Below are 16,122 nucleotides of genomic sequence, written 5' to 3'. Positions count from 1 at the left end.
ATATGCTGATCGGGACGCACCCTCCGGTCGTCTTGGCCCTCACCGCTCCCCCCGCGGTGGGGGCCGCACTCGTCTCCGGGGATCCTCGGTTAAGACAACGGTTATGTCTCCTTCTTGCGCGGGGTGTTGTGATCCCCCCTCCCTCCATTACGGTAAGAAGCGTCGGTGCGTCCTGCGTCGGCAACGCCCCCAGCAGAACGGCAGTAAATGAGCACCCAGGGCACAGTGAAGTGGTTCAACGCGGAGAAGGGCTTCGGCTTCATCTCCCCCGACGACGGTGGGGCGGATGTCTTCGCGCACTACTCCGCCATCCAGTCCAACGGCTACCGCTCGCTCGACGAGAACCAGCGCGTCGAGTTCGATGTGGCGCAGGGCCCCAAGGGCCTGCAGGCCGAGAACATCCGTCCGCTCTGACAGCGGCGCGGAGTCTCTCCGCGGAGGAATCAAGAGCTCCCCGGGCCCTGAGGCCCGGGGAGCTCTGTCGTGTCCGGGGCGTTGCTCCATCCCGGTTTGGGGTCGGGTTTGGGGTGATCCGGCCCCGGGAGGCGCCCCGAAGCTCCGGATCCCGCCCCGAATCTGAGGATGGGGATTGAGGATGGGGGCGAGGAGGTCAGGCGTGGGAGCGACGTTCCCGGGCGCGCACCAGGCGGCCGATCTCGGTGCCGGCGGCGCGGACGAGGCCGGCGTACTCCTCGCGCAGCTCGGGCGTGACGCGTGAGCTCGGCGCCGAGATGCTGATCGCCGCGACCGGCTGACCGTCGTCGCCGATCACCACGGACGCGGTCGCGAAGACCTCCTCGCGCCAGCGGGACGTCGTCGAGAAGCCCTGGCGACGGATCTGCGCGAGCTCCTCCTCCAGCTCCTCCACGGTCATCTCCGCCTCCGCCAGCTCGCGCGGGTGCGCCTCGACGAGACGGCGCCGCCGCGCGGTAGACAGATGGGCCAGGATCGCCTTGCCCGTCGCCGTGCGGAAGATCGAGGCGGCGCCGCCGAGCGGCTCGACGTAGCGGACGGGATGCGGGCTCTCCAGACGCTCGACCAGGATCACGGACGCCTCCCGGGGCACGGCGAGGTGGATCGTCTCCTGCGTGATCTGCCGCAGCCGCTCCATCTGATCCAGGGCGAGCGCGCCGACGCCGAACTGCTCCGCGAAACCCCGCCCGAGCAGCGCGGCGCGCACCGCCACGACCCACAGCGGGCGCGACGGGTCCTGCCGGGTGATCCAGCGCCCCTCCGCCAGCGTGTCGAGGGCGCGCTGCACCGAGCTCTTGGGCTCGCCGAGGTGCCTCGCGATCTCGCTCACCCCCACGGGCTGCAGATCCGCGATGCTCTCCAGAACCTCCAACGCACGCTCAACGCTTCGCATTGACGAACCTCCCTGGGTCGGTTATACATGTCTCGCCTTGCGGACAAGCGTTCCGTCCCACGGAACAATTTCACCCCTCAACACTAACCGAGAACCCGCAACTGAACGAAGGAGTTTGGTCATGACAGCGTCCTCCCCGCGGCCGCGCCCCCGCGCGGTCCTCGCCGCAACGACGCTCGCCGTCGCGAGCGCCCTGGTGCTCACCGCCTGCTCCGGCGGACCCGCCGAGACGACGGCCGACGCGGCCGGCGAGCCGCGGACCGGTGGCGTCCTGCGGGTCGCCGGCGGATCGGACGTCGGCGGCTTCGACCCGATCGTCACCCGCTCGACGGGCATCTTCGTGCACCGGGCCCTGACCCGCCAGCTCTATCTGCTGCCCACGGACGACGACAAGGCCGTGGCCCAGACGCCGGTGGCGGACCTCGCGACGGATCTCCCGGAGGTCAGCGAGGACGGCACGGAGTACCGGATCACGCTGCGCGAGGACGCCCAGTGGGACACTGAGCCGGCGCGCGGCATCACCGCCGCCGACGCGGCCCGCGGGTTCAAGCGGCTGTGCAACCCCGTGCGGCCCGGCGGATCCCTGGACAACTACATCGGCGTCATCGAGGGCATGCGGGAGTACTGCGACGCGTTCGCCGCGGTCCCGCCCGAGGCGGGCGCCATTAAGGACTTCGTCGAGGGCACCGACATCAGCGGCATCCGCGCGGACGGCCAGGATCTCGTGATCACGCTGGAGCGCCCGGCCAACGACTTCCCCTCCGTGCTGACGCAGGTCGCCATCGCGCCCATGCCGGTGGAGGCGCTGGGCCACCTCCCCGACTCCCCCGAGTTCCGCGAGGCGTACGTCGCCTCCGGTCCGTACCGCATCGCCGACTACGTGCCCGACCAGAAGATGACGCTGGAACGCAACCCGGCGTGGGTCGCCGACAGCGACCCGTACCGCAAGGCGTACGTGGACGGCATCGAGATCTCGATGAACAACACCGACCCCGGGCGGGTCCAGCGGCTGATCGAGAGCGGCGAGGCCGACTCCTACTTCGACCAGTCCGTCCCCACCGCGGATCTGCAGCGTCTCATGGCCGTGCAGGACCGGCAGCTCGTGCAGTTCGAGGACGGCGCGGTCAACCCGTACATCCTGCTGAACGTTCAGTCGCCGAACAACGGCTCCGCGCTGTCCAAGCCCGAGGTCCGTCAGGCGATCAACTACGCCGTGAACAAGGCGGCCGTGGCGCAGGTCGGCGGCGGTCCGGGCGTCAAGGAGCCGCACCACCAGCTCCTCAGCTCCGCCGTGGACGGCTTCGAGCCGTTCAACCTGTACGAGACGCCCGGCGACGAGGGCGACGCGGAGAAGGCGAAGGAGCTCCTCGCCGCCGCGGGCTATCCCGACGGCATCGACCTCAACTTCGTCTACGCCTCCGGCTCGCGCTACGACGCGTACGCGCAGGCGCTCGAGCCGGACCTGCGCGCGGCCGGGATCCGGCTGACCCTCATGCCGACCCCGGGAGCCAACGTCGACGGGCAGTACGTCCTGAATCGCGAGGCCACCGCCGGCGGCAGCTGGGACATCACGCTGAAGGCGCTGTCGCCGAAGTGGATCGGCAACGGCGCGCGGACCATGCTCATGCCCGGCTTCTACGGCGTGGACTGTGAGAACAGCACGACGAACCCGACCTGCTACGACAACCCCGAGATCAACGCGCTCATGGAGAAGGCCCGCGGTGCGCAGGACGCGGAGGAGGCAGCGGGCCTCTGGGCCCAGGTCGACCGCGCGCTGATGGAGGACGCGGCGGCCGTGCCGCTCATCTCCGGGAAGATCAGCCTCTACCACAGCAAGCGGCTGCGCGGCGGTGCGATCAACCTCGGATTCAACAACATCGAGCCGGGCCTCGTCTGGCTCGCCGACTGACCGTCCTCCCGAAAGGAAACCGATGAAGCACACCACCCTGCCCCAGGCCGGATTCGACGTCCCCGCGCTCTCGCTCGGATCGTACGAGACCTACTCGCGACTCGAGTACCGCGAGATCGTCGACATCGTGTCCCTCGCGCTCGAAGCCGGCATCACGCTGTTCGACGTGGCCCACTACACGCGCGCGCCGCACACCGAGGTGATCCTCTCCCGTGCGCTGGAGGACGCCGGAGCGCCGGACACGACCCGGGTGATGACGAAGGTCTGGAAGGGGGACGACCCCGACGCGGACGTCGTCACGGAGCTCAAGGAGACCCTGTTCCGCCTCCGCCGCGACGACGTGGACATCGTGCTGCTGTACGGACCCCGGTGGGGCGTGGACGAGCCCATCGCTCACGCCCAGGACGCGCGCCGCCTCGTGGACGAGGGGCTGAGCAAGAGCTGGGGCGGGATCAACTGGAGCCCCGAGCACATCGGGTCGGTGGTCGACGCCTGCCGCGCGGACGGCGCACCGCTTCCGGTGCTGATGCAGCTGAAGTACAACATCGCCCGCCGCTCGGTCGGCGAGAGCCCCGCCTACCAGCGGGTCTTCGCGGAGTCCGGCATGCGGATGCAGGCGTCGGACTCCCTTGAGGGCGGCGTGCTGGCGGGGAAGGACCCGGCCGGCGCCGGGACCTCGGGCCGGGTGCTGGGTCGCGATCCCGGCCGGATCCGCGATCAGATCGTGGCGGCGATGCCGGCGATCCGGCGCATCGCCGACGGGTTCGGCGTCAGCACCGCCGAGCTCGCGCTCGCGTATGCGCTGGCGTACGAGTACACCGCCACGGTGCTGTTCGGGGCCTCCTCGGTGGCGCAGCTGAAGACGAACCTCGGCGCCGTCGACCTCGCCGAGCGCCACGGCACGGAGATCCGCGCCCGCCTGGACGAGGCGGTCCGGATCGACGGGCACACGCTGGACGTGCCCCCGGGATCCATCGTCCAGCCGCACGAGGACCCGTACCGAGAGCGATGACGACGGCAGAAGACGCCGTGCGGGGCGGGCCCCTCGGCCCTCCCCGCACCGAGCTCGTCCGGCCCCGCCAGGAGCGCACGTCCCGTGCCGTCCTGCGCCGGCTCCTCCACGACCGCACGAGCGTGGCGGCGCTCTGCGTGATCGGCGTGCTCACGGTGCTCGCCCTCGCGGCCCCGGCGCTCGTCGAGCTCACCGGCCGTTCCGCGCTGGAACCCGATCGCCAGCACGGACTCACCGCCGCCGGGGTGCCGGTCGGGCCCGGCGCGGAGTTCTGGCTCGGCACGGACTTCGTGGGTCGGGACGTGTTCTCCCGGATCCTCCTCGGCACGACGAACACGTTCATGATCGCGATCGTGAGCGCCGTGGCCGCGATCCTCATCGGCACCGTGATCGGCACGCTCGCCGGCCTCTACGGCGGGATCGTCGACGTGGTCCTGTCCGCCGTGATCGACTTCGTCGTGGCGCTCCCCTTCCTCGTCATCGCGATGGCGGTCGTGGTGATCCACGGCGCCAGCGTCGGCGTGCTGATGATCACGATCGCGTTCTTCAGCTGGAGCACCGTCGCTCGCATGGTGCGATCGCTCGTCCTCACGATCCGCGAGCTCGACTACATCACCGCGACGACCACGCTCGGCGCGAGCGACGCCCGCATCATCGTGCGTCACATCCTGCCGAACATCGCCGGGCCCGTGCTCACTTACGGCAGCCTGCTGATCCCGCAGATCATCGTCATGGAGGCCTCCCTGTCCTTCCTCGGGCTGGGTGTTCCCCCGCCCGCCCCGACCTGGGGCGGCATGATCGCGGAGAACCAGAGCAACTACGCCATCGCGTGGTGGTCGATCCTCTTCCCCGGGATCGCGCTGCTGGTGTCGACCCTCTCCTTCAACCTCCTCGGCGACGGGCTGCGTGACGCGCTCGAGCCGGGCAGCCGCCCCGCGCGGCGCCGACGGAAGGACCGCTGATGCTGCGCTACGTGCTCAAGCGCCTCGGGGCCTCGGTCGTGGTGCTGTTCCTCGTCAGCCTCGCCGTGTTCCTCCTCTTCTTCGCGGGGACGCCGGGCAGCATCGCCCAGCGGTTCGCCGGCGAGGGAGCGGACCAGGCGACCATCGCGCTCGTCGAGCGCACCCTCGGCCTCGACCGACCGCTGCCCGTGCAGTACCTCGACTGGCTCGGGCGGATCCTGACCTTCGACTTCGGGGTGTCGTTCCGCACCCAGGAGCCGGTGCTGTCCGGGATCCTCTCGCGGCTGCCCGCGACGGCGTCGCTGGCGGTCGGCGCGATCGTCCTGGCCGTGCTCGTGGCGGTCCCGCTCGGGACGCTCGCGGCGACCCGCCCGGGAAGCGCCGTCGACCGCCTCGTGTCGATCATGGCGCTGAGCGGGCTGTCCGCACCGACGTTCCTCATCGGACTCGGCCTGTTCTACGTCCTGTTCTTCCAGCTCAGCCGCGTGGGCGTGACCGCCTTCCCGTCCGGCGGGTACACGCCGCTCACGGAGAACCCGTGGGAGTGGTTCCGCCACCTCCTGCTGCCCTGGATGACGATCGCGCTGGTCAACATCGGCGTGTACGCCCGCTTCGTGCGGTCCACCATGATCGACGCGCTGAAGACGGACTACATCTGGTTCGCGCGCGCCAAGGGCATGGGCGAGCGGCGCATCCTCCGCCGGCTCGCGCTCAAGCCGTCGCTCGCGCCCCTGGTGACGCTCGTCGGCCTGGACCTCGGGGGACTGCTCGGCGGGACCATCATCACCGAGCGGATCTGGGGCATCTCCGGCATCGGATCGTTCGCCGTGAACGGCGTGATGAGCGGAGACCTCCCGGTCGTCATGGGCACCGTCATGGTCGCCGCGCTCTTCATCATCCTCATGAACCTCATCGTCGACGTCGTGTACGCGCTCATCGATCCGCGGGTGCGCCTGCGATGAGCGCGACGGAAGGAACCAGAATGACCGACACCCGTATCGGGCTGATCGTGCCGCCGCTCGCCGGCGCCGTCCCGCGGGATGCCGCGGACGTCTACCCCGGAGTCCCCTTCCTCGCCGAGGGACTCGGCCTTCGGGAGATGTCCGTGGCGGGGTACGACTCCGTGATCTCGGCGGTGCGCGGGGCGTCCGAGCGCCTCGCCGCCCGCGGCGCCGAAGCCGTCGTGCTGATGGGCACCTCGCTCAGCTTCTACCGCGGCAAGGACTTCAACGATGAGATCGTGGACACGATGCGCCAGGCCACCGGGCTCCCGGTGACCACGATGAGCGCGGCGATCGTCGATGCGCTGCGCGCCGTCGGCGTCGCACGCCCCGCCGTGGCGTCGGCGTACACCGCGGAGGTGCACGGGCGGCTGCTCCGGTTCCTCGCCCAGGAAGGGCTGGACGTCGCCGGCAGCGCGCACCTGTCCATCAGCTCGATCGACGAGGTGCACACGGTCGACGACGACACCGTGCACGACCTGGCGGTCCAGGCCGCGGAGGATCCGGGCTTCGACGGGATCCTCATCTCCTGCGGAGGGCTGCAGACCGCCCGGGCCGTGACCGCGCTCGAGGAGTCCTACGGCGTCCCCGTGGTGTCGTCGCCGCTGGCCGGGCTCTGGGCCGCGGTGCGGCTCGTGCGTCCTGAGGTCGCCGGGACCCACGGGTCGCGGCTGTTCCGGGTGCCGGCATGAGCGTGCCGGGCGGTCCCGCGCTGACGGTCGAAGGACTGACGGTCGAGTTCGCGACGACCGAGATCGTCGCGAACGCCGTGGAGGGGGTGAGCTTCCATGTGGGCCGCGGCGAGACCCTCGCGATCGTCGGGGAGTCCGGAAGCGGCAAGAGCGTGACCGCCCGCGCGCTGATGGGGCTGGTGGGTCGCCCCGGCCGGATCAGCGCAGGCTCCATCCGCCTGGGCGACGAGGAGCTCGTCGGGCGCTCGCCGCGGGAGATGCGCGCGATCCGCGGGGCCCGCATCGCGATGGTGTTCCAGGACTCGCTGTCCGCCCTGAACCCGGTGTTCACGGTCGGTCAGCAGCTGGTCGAGACGCTCCGCGTCCACCGCGGGATGAGCGGGCGCGAGGCGCGGCGCCGGGCTGTCGAGCTGCTGGATCGCGTGCGGATCCCGGACGCCGAGCGCCGGGTGGACCAGTACCCGCACGAGTTCTCCGGCGGGATGCGGCAGCGGGCGATGATCGCCATGAGCATCGCGCTCGAGCCCGAGGTGCTCGTCGCCGACGAGCCGACCACCGCGCTCGACGTGACCGTCCAGGCGCAGATCATGGCGCTGCTGGCCGATCTGCAGCGCGAGCGCGACATGGCGATGGTCCTCATCACCCATGACCTGGGCGTCGTCGCGCAACGCGCCGACCGGGTGGCCGTGATGTACGCGGGCCGGATCGTCGAGGAGGCTCCGACGCGCGACCTGTTCCGCCACCCCGCGCACGGGTACACCCGAGCGCTGCTGGACGCGATCCCGAGGCCGGACCGCGGGGATCGCCGGCTCGTGGCGATCCCTGGATCCGCTCCCCGGCTGGATCAGCGCGGGACCGGGTGCGCGTTCGCGCCGCGCTGCCGCTTCGCCGTGGACGCCTGCCGCGACGGGCTCGTGACGAGCACGGTGGGTCCGGGGCACCGGACGGCCTGCCGCGAGTGGAGGAGGATCGCATCGTGAGCGCCGAGAGCGTGCTGCGGGCCGAGGGGCTCGTGAAGAGGTACCGCGCGGGACGGCAGACGCTGACCGCGGTCGACGGCGTGGACCTGGAGCTGAGGGCGGGCGAGACCCTGGGTGTCGTGGGCGAGTCGGGGTGCGGCAAGAGCACCCTCGCGCGGATGCTCATGGGTATCGAGCGTCCGGACGAGGGACGCGTGGAGGTCGGCGGCCGGGTCCTGCCCGCGGGGCGGCGCCGCTTCCGGGAATCCAGCCGGCACATCCAGATGATCTTCCAGGATCCGTACACCTCGCTGGATCCGCGTATGACCGCCGGGGACATCGTGCGCGAGCCCTTCGAGATCCATCGCAGCCGGCTCGGCCGCGCGGAACGCGACGGACGGGTGGCGGAGCTGTTCGAGCGCGTGGGCCTGTCGCCCGACCTGCGCGGCCGCTACCCGTCGGAGTTCTCCGGCGGCCAGCGCCAGCGCATCGGCATCGCCCGCGCCCTGGCCCTCGAGCCGAGGGTGATCGTGTGCGACGAGCCGGTCGCTGCCCTGGACGTCTCGGTGCAGGCGCAGGTCGTGAACCTGCTCATGGACCTCTCCGCCGATCTGGGCATCAGCTACGTCTTCATCGCGCACGACCTGTCGATCATGCGGCAGATCTCCGACCGCATCGCGGTGATGTATCTCGGGCGCATCGTCGAGGAGGGCCCGGCGGACGAGGTCTTCGACGCTCCGGCCCATCCCTACACGCGGGCGCTGCTGGACGCGGTGCCGATCCCCGATCCGGACCGGCCCTCGGTCGACGCCGGGCTGCTGCAGGGCGATGTGCCCTCGCCGCTGCGGGTGCCCAGCGGATGCGCGTTCCGCACCCGCTGTCCGATCGCGACCGCGGTGTGCGCCGAGCAGCGCCCCGCCCTCCTGTCCCGGGGCGCGGGTCGCGCCGCCGCCTGCCACCACGCCCTCTCCCCCGCCTGACTCCCCCTGCGCCGGTTTGGGGTCCGACTCGGAGGTTCGGGGCGGGTTTCGGGGTGGATCGGCCCCAGAACGGACCCCAAAACGGAGGGAAGGGACGGGGATGGGGAGAGTCAGGACGAGGGGAGGAGGAGGGGGAGGAGGTCGAGAGGGGTCGAGACGCGGGCGAGGGCGCCCTCCGCCTCGCCGGGCTCTCCGAAGCCCCACTCGGCGAAGATCACCGGGATGCCGAACGGCTCCGCCCCTTCGACGTCGTGGTGGCGGTCGCCGATGAGCACGGGGCGGCTGACGTCGACCCCCGCGGCGGTGAGGCGCTCCAGAGCGCTCGCGATGACGGTGGACTTGTCGTCGTGACGGCCGGGGATGTCGGGCCGGGCACCCGCCATCACGACGAACTCCCCCGCCAGGCCGTAGTGCTTGAGGATCGCCGTGACCTGGTTCTCCGGTTTGCTGCTGGCCGTGGCCTGCGGGACCCCCGCGTCGGACACGGCGCGCAGCACATCGGGCACGCCGTCGTAGATCCGCACGGACGCGGCGTACCCGTCCCGCGCCGCCAGTCCCCGGTACAGCGCCACCGCCTTTTCCGCATCCGCCGGCGACAGACCGCCGCGGACCTGGAACGACTCGTACATCGGGGGCCCGATCCACAGCGAGAGCTCCGACTCCGCCGGCGCCGGCCGGCCGAAGGAGGTCAGGACCTCGACGAGACGCGGAAGGATGCCGGCCGAGGCATCCGCGATCGTTCCGTCGACGTCCCAGAGGATGCAGGAGTACGGGGATGCGGGCATGCCTCCACCCTATGGCGGCGGCGCCCCTCGCCCGTCCGCGGCGGCGCCCCTCGCCCGTCCGCGGCGACGTCCCGCGGGCGCTCCGAGGCAGAATCCCGCGGGCGCTCCGAGGCGGATCCCGGGGCGCTCCGCGGCGGATCGAGCGTCAGAAGAGGCGGGGTGCCCCGGACTCGATGCCCTTCATGTCCTCGTAGTCCAGCACGAGGCAGCGGATCCCGCGGTCCTCGGCGAGGACGCGCGCCTGCGGCTTGATCTCCTGCGCGGCGAACACCCCCTGGACCGGCGCGAGATGCGGGTCGCGCCCGAGCAGCTCCAGATAGCGCGTGAGCTGCTCGACGCCGTCGATGTCCCCGCGCCGCTTGACCTCCACGGCGATCGCCGCGCCGTTCGCGTCGCGCACCATGAGGTCGACCGGGCCGATCGCGGTGGGGAACTCGCGGCGCACGAGCGTCGCGCCCTCCGCGATCCGGTCCACCTGTTCGGCGAGCAGCCGCTGCAGGTCCGCCTCGACGCCGTCCTTCTGCAGTCCCGGGTCGACGCCGAGCTCGTGGGCGGAATCGTGCAGGACCTCGAAGATCTGCACGCGCAGGGCGTCGCCGGTCTTCTGGTGGGTGACCCGCCAGACCTCGGTGACGCCCGCGGACGCCTCCTCCTCGCCGGGCGCCTCGGTCTCGAGCCGGCACGGCGGGCTCATCCAGTTCAGCGGCTTGTAGCTGCCGCCGTCAGAGTGGACGAGCAGGCTCCCGTCGCCCTTGTGGACGAGGAGCCGGGTGGCCAGCGGCAGGTGGGCGTTGAGGCGGCCGGAGTAGTCGACGGCGCAGCGGGCGATGACGAGACGCACCCGACGAGCCTAATGTCGAGTGGTCACTTTCTGCGGGTTCGGGCGCTCTCAACCCACAGAAACTGACCACTCGGGCTCAGGTCAGCCGGTCGAGGGCTTCGAAGAGGCGGAGGTCCGTCACGGCCGCGCGAAGGATCAGGAAGCCGACGATCCCCACGATCCAGGCGGTCGTCTCGCCGCCCGTGCGGGCCAGCCAGTCCCCCAGCCGCCGCAGCGGACCCTCGATCTGCCGTGCGGCGACGATCCGCAGCACCAGCAGGATCAGCGCGGGCGCGATCATCAGCAGGCAGTACCCGGCGAGGGCGGCGACGCGCACGGGCGTGCCGTACCCGGCGTCCGCGAGCATCGTCATGGCCACGATGTACGGCAGCATCGTGGCCACCTCGACGAGACCGGCGGCGATCGCGACGCCGATGACGGTCAGCGGAGGCGTCGACGGATCCAGGAGCTTCTCCCGCCAGCGCACGAGACGCCCGGGGCGGGGAGTCGCCGCGGCTTCCTCGGCGACCCCGGTGTTCCCGCCACCGGCGGACCCCGAGAGGGCGACGGGCGGCGGGGCGTAGGCGGAGCCCGGGGGCGCGGTGGCGTCGGAGACGGACGGCCGGAAGCCGGGCAGAGGGCGGTCCGCGCCGGCCGATTCCAGACTGCTGGCGCTCGCCGTCGTGGGCACCGCGACGGTCGCCTCCTTCTTCTTCGACCCCGGGATGAAGAAGGACCCGATGAGCAGGCCCGCGCCGACGACGAGCCGGAGGATCATCCCCGGCGTGGACGCGAAGAAGTCCGCGGCCACGTCCACGAGATTGACCAGTCCCCACAGGAACAGAAGGCCGATCACCAGGTAGAACGCCGTGATCGAGCCCAGGTACAGCAGGATGCGTCCGACCCGCACGCGTCCCGGCGAGAGCAGCAGGAAGACCGGGATCAGCAGGGTGCCGACGCTGAGCCCGTCGAGCAGCGCGAGCACGGCGAGCGTCAGGGCGAGCGGAGAGTCCGCGAGGAGTTCCATGACGACCACCCTCGCCGGTCCGCGCCGCGCGCGGATCGGGCGAAGGTCGCAGGCGCGGCGCGGCCGCTCATCCTTTGGTCGGAGGGCGCGGCGCTCATCCCTTCGGCCGATGCGTCGGGCCGCGCACCGTGATTCGATGGTGCGATGCAGCAGGACGACGGCGAGCGGGTTGGGGAGCGGATCCGCGACATCGGCCGCCCGCCGCAGCCGGTGCCCGGCCTCGACCGGGTCCTGCCCGGTGTCGCCCGCCTTCTCCCCCGCGCCGCATGGGACGCGCTCGGCCTCGCGATCATCAGCGTCGTCGCGGCGCTGATCGGGCTCAGCGGCATGTGGGACGTGTTCCGCATCCCCGCGACTCCCGTGGATCCGTGGTGGAGCCTCGTCTTCGCCCTCCCCGGCTGCGTGCTCGTGTCGCTGCGGGAGCGGATCCCGCTCACCGCCCTGCTCGGGGCGACGGCGCTGTTCGCCGCGGACCTCGTCACGGCGGGCGGCCTCGGGTCCCTCCTCGTGCTGCTCGACGTCCTCTGGCACGCCGTGCACCGCTCCTCGGCGCGGGTCCGCCGGGGCATCGCGATCGGGATCGGCGTGGCCACCGCCGTCGTCTTCGTCGGCACGCTCGTGAGGGTCGGCGACCTCGGCGGGACGGGGGTCCGGGTGGCCGTGCTGCTCGCGCTCGCGATGGGGACGGTCCTCGGCACGGACTACTGGTGGGCGGTGGCGGTGGGGCGGGCCGAGGAGCTGGCCGAGCTGGAGAGCCGGCGGGCCGCGGACGACGCGCGCGAGACGATCCGCGACGAGCGCGAGGTGATGGCCCGCGAGCTGCACGACGTCGTCGCCGGTCACGTCTCGGCCATCGCGATCCGCACCGAGGCGGCGCTGTCCACTCCCCCGGACGAGGAGCGCGACCGCGCGGCGCTGCGCGCGGTGCGCGACGCGAGCCTCGACGCCCACGAGGCGCTGCGATCGATGATCTCGGTGCTGCGCGACACCGGAGGCGCGCTGTCCGCTCCCCCGCGGCTGGCGGACATCCCGGCGCTCGTGCGTGCCGGGGAGGAGTCCGGGCTGCGCATCCGGCACACCGACGCGCTGACGGGAGCGGTCGCCGAGCCGGTGGGTCAGGCGGCCACGGGCGTCGTGCGCGAGGCGCTGACGAACTGCGTGCGGCACGCGGCCGGCGCGGCGGTGGAGGTGCTGCTCGCCGGCGACGCGGAGCGGATCACGGTCCGGGTGGAGTCCCGCGGCGGCACAGGCGGGACCGGCCCGGCGCTGGCCGGATCCGGAACGGGGCTGGCGACCATCGCGACACGGATCCGCGCTCTGGGCGGCGACTTCTCCGCCGGCCCGGTCGCGGACGGCTGGTCGGTCCGCGCCACCCTGCCCCGGAAGGAGCCCGTATGACCACTCCCCCGTCCGCCACTCCCTCGTCCGCGTCCCCGGACGAGCGCCGTCCGACGGTCCTGCTCGCGGACGATCACGGCGCGATCCGCGCCGGCCTGCGCATCATGCTCGAGGCGCACGGCGTGGACGTCGTGGGCGAGGCGGCGGACGGGGAGGTCGCCGTCCGCAACACGCGGGCATTGCGCCCGGACGTCGTGCTGATGGACCTGCGGATGCCGGGCCGGGACGGGATCTCCGCCACCCGGGAGATCGTCGCGGAGCAGCTTTCGGACGTGCTCGTGCTGACGAGCTTCGACGAGGACGAGCTCGTGCACGGGGCGATCGCCGCCGGGGCCGCCGGGTTCCTGCTGAAGACGGCCGACGCGGCGACGCTCGTCGACGCCGTCCGCGCGGTGGCCGCCGGGGACGGCGTGCTGGACCCCCGCGTCACCCGCCGCGCGCTCGCTGCGGCGCGGGAGGGGACGCTCGCGGCCGGTGCGAGCGCGGGGTCCGAGGCCGCGGAGGCCCCGCTCGCCGAGCTGACGGCCCGCGAGCAGGACGTGCTCGACGGGATCCTCCACGGCTGGTCCAACGCGCAGCTCGCCGAGCGCCTGGGCATCTCGGTGCCGACGGTGAAGACGCACGTCTCCAACGTTCTCGCCAAGCTCGGCGCCCGCAGCCGCTCGCATGCCGCGGCGATCGTGGCGCGTCGGCGCGCGCACGAGCCGTCGAGTGGTCAGTTTCTGTGGGCTGACGGGCCCGCAACCCACAGAAACTGACCACTCGACAGAAGGGCTAGGGCGTGCGGCGGAGCGGGCGCGCGGCGGAGGAGAACAGGCCGGACAGGAGGGCGAGGCCGGCGAGGATGAACATCGTGTTCAGCAGGCCGATGTGCTCGCTGATGAAGCCCAGGACCGGCGGGCCGCCGAGGAACGCGACGTAGCCGATCGTGGCGGCGGCGCTCACCCGGGCGGCGGCCTTCGCGGGGTCGTCCGCCGCTGCCGACATGCCGAGCGGGAAGCCGAGCGACGCCCCGATCCCCCACAGGGCCGCGCCGAGGAACACGAGCACGAGGTTGCCGTCCGCGAAGATGAACAGCAGGATCCCGGCCGTCGCCGTCGCGGCGAGCACACGCAGGATCGGCACGCGCCCGAACCGGTCGACGAGCGGGCCGCCGACGAGCCGGACGGTCGTCATGCCGACCGAGAACACCGCGAGCGCGGCGGCGCCGAGCTCCGGGGCCGCGTGGTGCCCCTCCACCACGCCGAGCGCGAGCCAGTCGTTCGCGCCGCCTTCGGCGAAGGACATCCCGAGCATCACGATCCCGAGCGCGTAGGTCCGCGGCTCGCGCCACACCTCCAGCGCCGCGTGCATCCGCTCGCTCCAGGCGGGTTTCTCGGCGTCCTCCGGATCCTGCGTCGCCTCCCGGGCGGGCACGTTCAGGAAGCACACCACCGCGGTCACGACGATGAGCGCCCCCATGATGAGCGCGTGGGTCGCCACGTCCAGCCCGAGGCGGGCCGCCAGCGCAGCCGCTCCCGCGCCGAGCACGGTCCCGAAGCTGAAGAAGGCGTGGAACACCGGCAGGATGGTCTTCCCCATCTGCTGCTCGATGGCGGTCGCCTCGACGTTCATCATCACGTCGACGGTGCCGTTGCCCAGTCCGAACAGGACGAGGCCGATCAGCACGACCGGGAGGGAGCCGAGCACGTTGGTGCCGATGCCGATGAGCATCACGCCCGCGCCGAAGCAGAGCATCGACACGAGCATCCCCCGCCGGGCGCCCGTGCGCGCCATGACGGCCGGGCTGGAGGAGATGCCGACGATCGAGGCGATGCCCATGCCGAGCAGCAGCAGCCCCACCTGGGCCTTGTCGATCTCCAGGGCGGCCTTGATGTCGGGGACGCGCCCCGCCCACGTCGCCACCGACAGGCCGCTGGCGAGGAAGATCGCGAAGATCGCGGCGCGCCAGCGCACGAACTGGGAGCGGGTCAGGGCGGTGTCCATGACGGATAGCGTATCGAATCGATTCGATACGGGCGTCGCCGGCGGGTTATCCTCGGACCATGACGACCCCGCCGGGCCCCGGGCCAGAGACGCCGGATCGCGATCCCGCGCGCCGTGCCACGATCGCCGACGTGGCGCGCGCGGCGGGGGTGTCGCCCTCCACCGCCTCGGTCGTGTTCAGCGGGAAGGCGCCGGTGGCCGAGGCGACGAGGCAGCGCGTGATGGCCGCGGCGGCGGAGCTCGGCTACACCGGGCCGGACCCGCGGGCGGCGTCGCTGCGGCGGGGGAGGAGCGGGATCGTCGCCGTGGTGCTGGAGGAGCATCTGCGCACCGCGTTCCTGGATCCCGTCAAGACCGCGATGATGGACGGGCTCACCGACGGCGTCGCCACGCTGGGCGCGGGCGTCCTGCTCCTGCGCGACGACGCGGACGCCGGCAGTGACGCCCCGACGCTCGCCACCGCCCCGGTGGACGCGGTGGTGCTGATCGGCTGCAGCGGACGGATGCGCACCGCGCTCGACATCGTGCGCTCGCGGGGGCTGCCCGTCGTGGTGATCGAGGGGGACGCGGGCGACGAGGTGCCCCGGATCGAGCTCGACAACCGTGAGGCGGCGGGACAGCTCGCGCGCCATCTGCAGGGGCTGGGTCACGAGCGGGTCGCCACGGTCACCCTGCCGTTCGACGTGGAGCGGCGGCGGGGAGACGTGGACGAGGATCGGATCGCGCAGGGCACCGTCGAGGTCACCCGCGAGCGGCTGGACGGCGTCAGGGAGGTGTTCCCGGACGTCCGCGTGGTGGCGTCGTCGGGGAGCTTCATCGACGAGGGCGTCCTCGCGGGACGCCTGCTGTTCGCGGGGGGCGGGACCCGCCCGACCGCGGTCATCGCCCAGAGCGATCTGCTGGCCGCGGGCGTGATCCGCGCCGCGGAGGAGCACGGGCTGCGTGTCCCGGAGGACGTCAGCGTGACGGGCTTCGACGGCATCCGCGTGGACGGGCTCGGGTCCCACGTCCTCACGACCGCCGTGCAGCCGGCGGTGGAGAAGGGGCGTGCGGCGGGGGATGCCGTCGCGCGCATGCTGGCGGGGGAGCGGGCCGCGTCGATCCGGTTCACCTGCGTCTTCCGGGAGGGCACGACGAGCGGACCGGCCCCGACGAAGACGGCGGATGACGCCCCCGTGGACCGGAGGGGCGTCGGCGACCCGTAAAATAAGGAGTGAACCCGCCC

The 16,122-nt window shown here is 72.3% G+C and carries 16 protein-coding genes; 11 read left to right on the top strand and 5 right to left on the bottom strand.

What is annotated here, in order from left to right; genetic code table 11:
- The first annotated feature begins 207 nt into the window (after positions 1–207).
- Positions 208–414, top strand: coding sequence for a cold-shock protein (locus K8F61_RS13255; protein ID WP_067250367.1), 207 nt, complete (start codon positions 208–210; stop codon positions 412–414).
- Between the two features lie 196 nt (positions 415–610).
- On the opposite strand, the gene K8F61_RS13250 is transcribed toward K8F61_RS13255, so the two are convergent.
- Positions 611–1,366 (bottom strand): IclR family transcriptional regulator, encoded by a 756-nt coding sequence (locus tag K8F61_RS13250; RefSeq protein WP_231819456.1) that lies wholly within the window; start codon positions 1,364–1,366, stop codon positions 611–613.
- A gap of 121 nt (positions 1,367–1,487) precedes the next feature.
- On the opposite strand from K8F61_RS13250, the gene K8F61_RS13245 reads away from it, so the two are divergent.
- Genes K8F61_RS13245 through K8F61_RS13215 form a run of 7 tightly spaced genes read left to right on the top strand, consistent with a single transcriptional unit; the run spans position 1,488 to position 8,881 of the window.
- Positions 1,488–3,275, top strand: a complete 1,788-nt coding sequence (locus K8F61_RS13245) for an ABC transporter substrate-binding protein (RefSeq protein WP_231819455.1) — start codon at positions 1,488–1,490, stop codon at positions 3,273–3,275.
- Positions 3,276–3,297: 22 nt separating this feature from the next.
- A complete protein-coding gene (locus K8F61_RS13240; RefSeq protein WP_231819454.1) occupies positions 3,298–4,287 on the top strand; it encodes an aldo/keto reductase in 990 nt (329 codons plus the stop codon).
- Positions 4,284–5,249, top strand: coding sequence for an ABC transporter permease (locus K8F61_RS13235; RefSeq protein WP_231819453.1), 966 nt, complete (start codon positions 4,284–4,286; stop codon positions 5,247–5,249). The genes K8F61_RS13240 and K8F61_RS13235 overlap by 4 nt, the downstream gene beginning before the upstream one ends.
- The gene (locus K8F61_RS13230; protein WP_231819452.1) at positions 5,249–6,211 is read left to right on the top strand and encodes an ABC transporter permease; all 963 of its coding nucleotides are present in this window, start codon (positions 5,249–5,251) and stop codon (positions 6,209–6,211) included. Before K8F61_RS13235 ends, K8F61_RS13230 begins: the two co-directional genes overlap by 1 nt.
- Before the next feature lie 20 nt (positions 6,212–6,231).
- Positions 6,232–6,942, top strand: a complete 711-nt coding sequence (locus tag K8F61_RS13225) for an arylmalonate decarboxylase (protein ID WP_231819451.1) — start codon at positions 6,232–6,234, stop codon at positions 6,940–6,942.
- On the top strand, positions 6,939–7,922 hold the full coding sequence (locus K8F61_RS13220; protein WP_231819450.1) for an ABC transporter ATP-binding protein: 984 nt from the start codon (positions 6,939–6,941) through the stop codon (positions 7,920–7,922). Before K8F61_RS13225 ends, K8F61_RS13220 begins: the two co-directional genes overlap by 4 nt.
- Positions 7,919–8,881 (top strand): ABC transporter ATP-binding protein, encoded by a 963-nt coding sequence (locus K8F61_RS13215; protein ID WP_231819449.1) that lies wholly within the window; start codon positions 7,919–7,921, stop codon positions 8,879–8,881. The genes K8F61_RS13220 and K8F61_RS13215 overlap by 4 nt, the downstream gene beginning before the upstream one ends.
- A gap of 110 nt (positions 8,882–8,991) precedes the next feature.
- On the opposite strand, the gene K8F61_RS13210 is transcribed toward K8F61_RS13215, so the two are convergent.
- The 3 genes from K8F61_RS13210 to K8F61_RS13200 form a co-directional block, all read right to left on the bottom strand.
- A complete protein-coding gene (locus K8F61_RS13210; protein WP_231819448.1) occupies positions 8,992–9,666 on the bottom strand; it encodes an HAD hydrolase-like protein in 675 nt (224 codons plus the stop codon).
- Positions 9,667–9,811: 145 nt separating this feature from the next.
- Positions 9,812–10,507 carry an endonuclease NucS gene (gene nucS / locus K8F61_RS13205; protein WP_231819447.1) on the bottom strand — a complete coding sequence of 232 codons (696 nt, stop codon included), beginning with the start codon at positions 10,505–10,507 and terminating at the stop codon, positions 9,812–9,814.
- Between the two features lie 76 nt (positions 10,508–10,583).
- Positions 10,584–11,513, bottom strand: a complete 930-nt coding sequence (locus K8F61_RS13200; RefSeq protein WP_231819446.1) for a GAP family protein — start codon at positions 11,511–11,513, stop codon at positions 10,584–10,586.
- A 144-nt stretch (positions 11,514–11,657) separates the two neighbouring features.
- Here K8F61_RS13200 and K8F61_RS13195 point away from each other — a divergent pair, with 144 nt between their 5' ends.
- Together K8F61_RS13195 and K8F61_RS13190 are read left to right on the top strand one after the other, a co-directional pair.
- Positions 11,658–12,911, top strand: a complete 1,254-nt coding sequence (locus K8F61_RS13195) for a sensor histidine kinase (RefSeq protein WP_231819445.1) — start codon at positions 11,658–11,660, stop codon at positions 12,909–12,911.
- A complete protein-coding gene (locus K8F61_RS13190) occupies positions 12,908–13,669 on the top strand; it encodes a response regulator transcription factor (protein ID WP_231819444.1) in 762 nt (253 codons plus the stop codon). The genes K8F61_RS13195 and K8F61_RS13190 overlap by 4 nt, the downstream gene beginning before the upstream one ends.
- A gap of 16 nt (positions 13,670–13,685) precedes the next feature.
- On the opposite strand, the gene K8F61_RS13185 is transcribed toward K8F61_RS13190, so the two are convergent.
- Complete coding sequence (locus K8F61_RS13185) at positions 13,686–14,897, bottom strand: MFS transporter (protein ID WP_219086031.1); 1,212 nt, start codon at positions 14,895–14,897, stop codon at positions 13,686–13,688.
- Positions 14,898–14,956: 59 nt separating this feature from the next.
- On the opposite strand from K8F61_RS13185, the gene K8F61_RS13180 reads away from it, so the two are divergent.
- Complete coding sequence (locus tag K8F61_RS13180; protein ID WP_231819443.1) at positions 14,957–16,102, top strand: LacI family DNA-binding transcriptional regulator; 1,146 nt, start codon at positions 14,957–14,959, stop codon at positions 16,100–16,102.
- The last annotated feature ends 20 nt before the right edge of the window (positions 16,103–16,122 follow it).

It is taken from the genome of Microbacterium resistens (genome assembly GCF_021172025.1).
Classification (GTDB): domain Bacteria; phylum Actinomycetota; class Actinomycetes; order Actinomycetales; family Microbacteriaceae; genus Microbacterium; species Microbacterium resistens.
The sequence above is the reverse complement of the archived record's forward strand: the minus strand, read 5'-3'. Positions and strand labels throughout refer to the sequence as shown.

Excerpts from the sequence above, each read along its gene's own strand:
- K8F61_RS13220 (WP_231819450.1), top strand. The coding sequence starts at position 6,939 with ATGAGCGTGCCGGGCGGTCCCGCGCTGACGGTCGAAGGACTGACGGTC.
- K8F61_RS13185 (WP_219086031.1), bottom strand. The coding sequence starts at position 14,897 with ATGGACACCGCCCTGACCCGCTCCCAGTTCGTGCGCTGGCGCGCCGCG.
- K8F61_RS13230 (WP_231819452.1), top strand. The coding sequence starts at position 5,249 with ATGCTGCGCTACGTGCTCAAGCGCCTCGGGGCCTCGGTCGTGGTGCTG.
- K8F61_RS13240 (WP_231819454.1), top strand. The coding sequence starts at position 3,298 with ATGAAGCACACCACCCTGCCCCAGGCCGGATTCGACGTCCCCGCGCTC.
- K8F61_RS13195 (WP_231819445.1), top strand. The coding sequence starts at position 11,658 with ATGCAGCAGGACGACGGCGAGCGGGTTGGGGAGCGGATCCGCGACATC.
- K8F61_RS13250 (WP_231819456.1), bottom strand. The coding sequence starts at position 1,366 with ATGCGAAGCGTTGAGCGTGCGTTGGAGGTTCTGGAGAGCATCGCGGAT.
- K8F61_RS13200 (WP_231819446.1), bottom strand. The coding sequence starts at position 11,513 with ATGGAACTCCTCGCGGACTCTCCGCTCGCCCTGACGCTCGCCGTGCTC.
- K8F61_RS13255 (WP_067250367.1), top strand. The coding sequence starts at position 208 with ATGAGCACCCAGGGCACAGTGAAGTGGTTCAACGCGGAGAAGGGCTTC.
- K8F61_RS13210 (WP_231819448.1), bottom strand. The coding sequence starts at position 9,666 with ATGCCCGCATCCCCGTACTCCTGCATCCTCTGGGACGTCGACGGAACG.
- K8F61_RS13190 (WP_231819444.1), top strand. The coding sequence starts at position 12,908 with ATGACCACTCCCCCGTCCGCCACTCCCTCGTCCGCGTCCCCGGACGAG.
- K8F61_RS13245 (WP_231819455.1), top strand. The coding sequence starts at position 1,488 with ATGACAGCGTCCTCCCCGCGGCCGCGCCCCCGCGCGGTCCTCGCCGCA.
- K8F61_RS13225 (WP_231819451.1), top strand. The coding sequence starts at position 6,232 with ATGACCGACACCCGTATCGGGCTGATCGTGCCGCCGCTCGCCGGCGCC.
- K8F61_RS13235 (WP_231819453.1), top strand. The coding sequence starts at position 4,284 with ATGACGACGGCAGAAGACGCCGTGCGGGGCGGGCCCCTCGGCCCTCCC.
- K8F61_RS13180 (WP_231819443.1), top strand. The coding sequence starts at position 14,957 with ATGACGACCCCGCCGGGCCCCGGGCCAGAGACGCCGGATCGCGATCCC.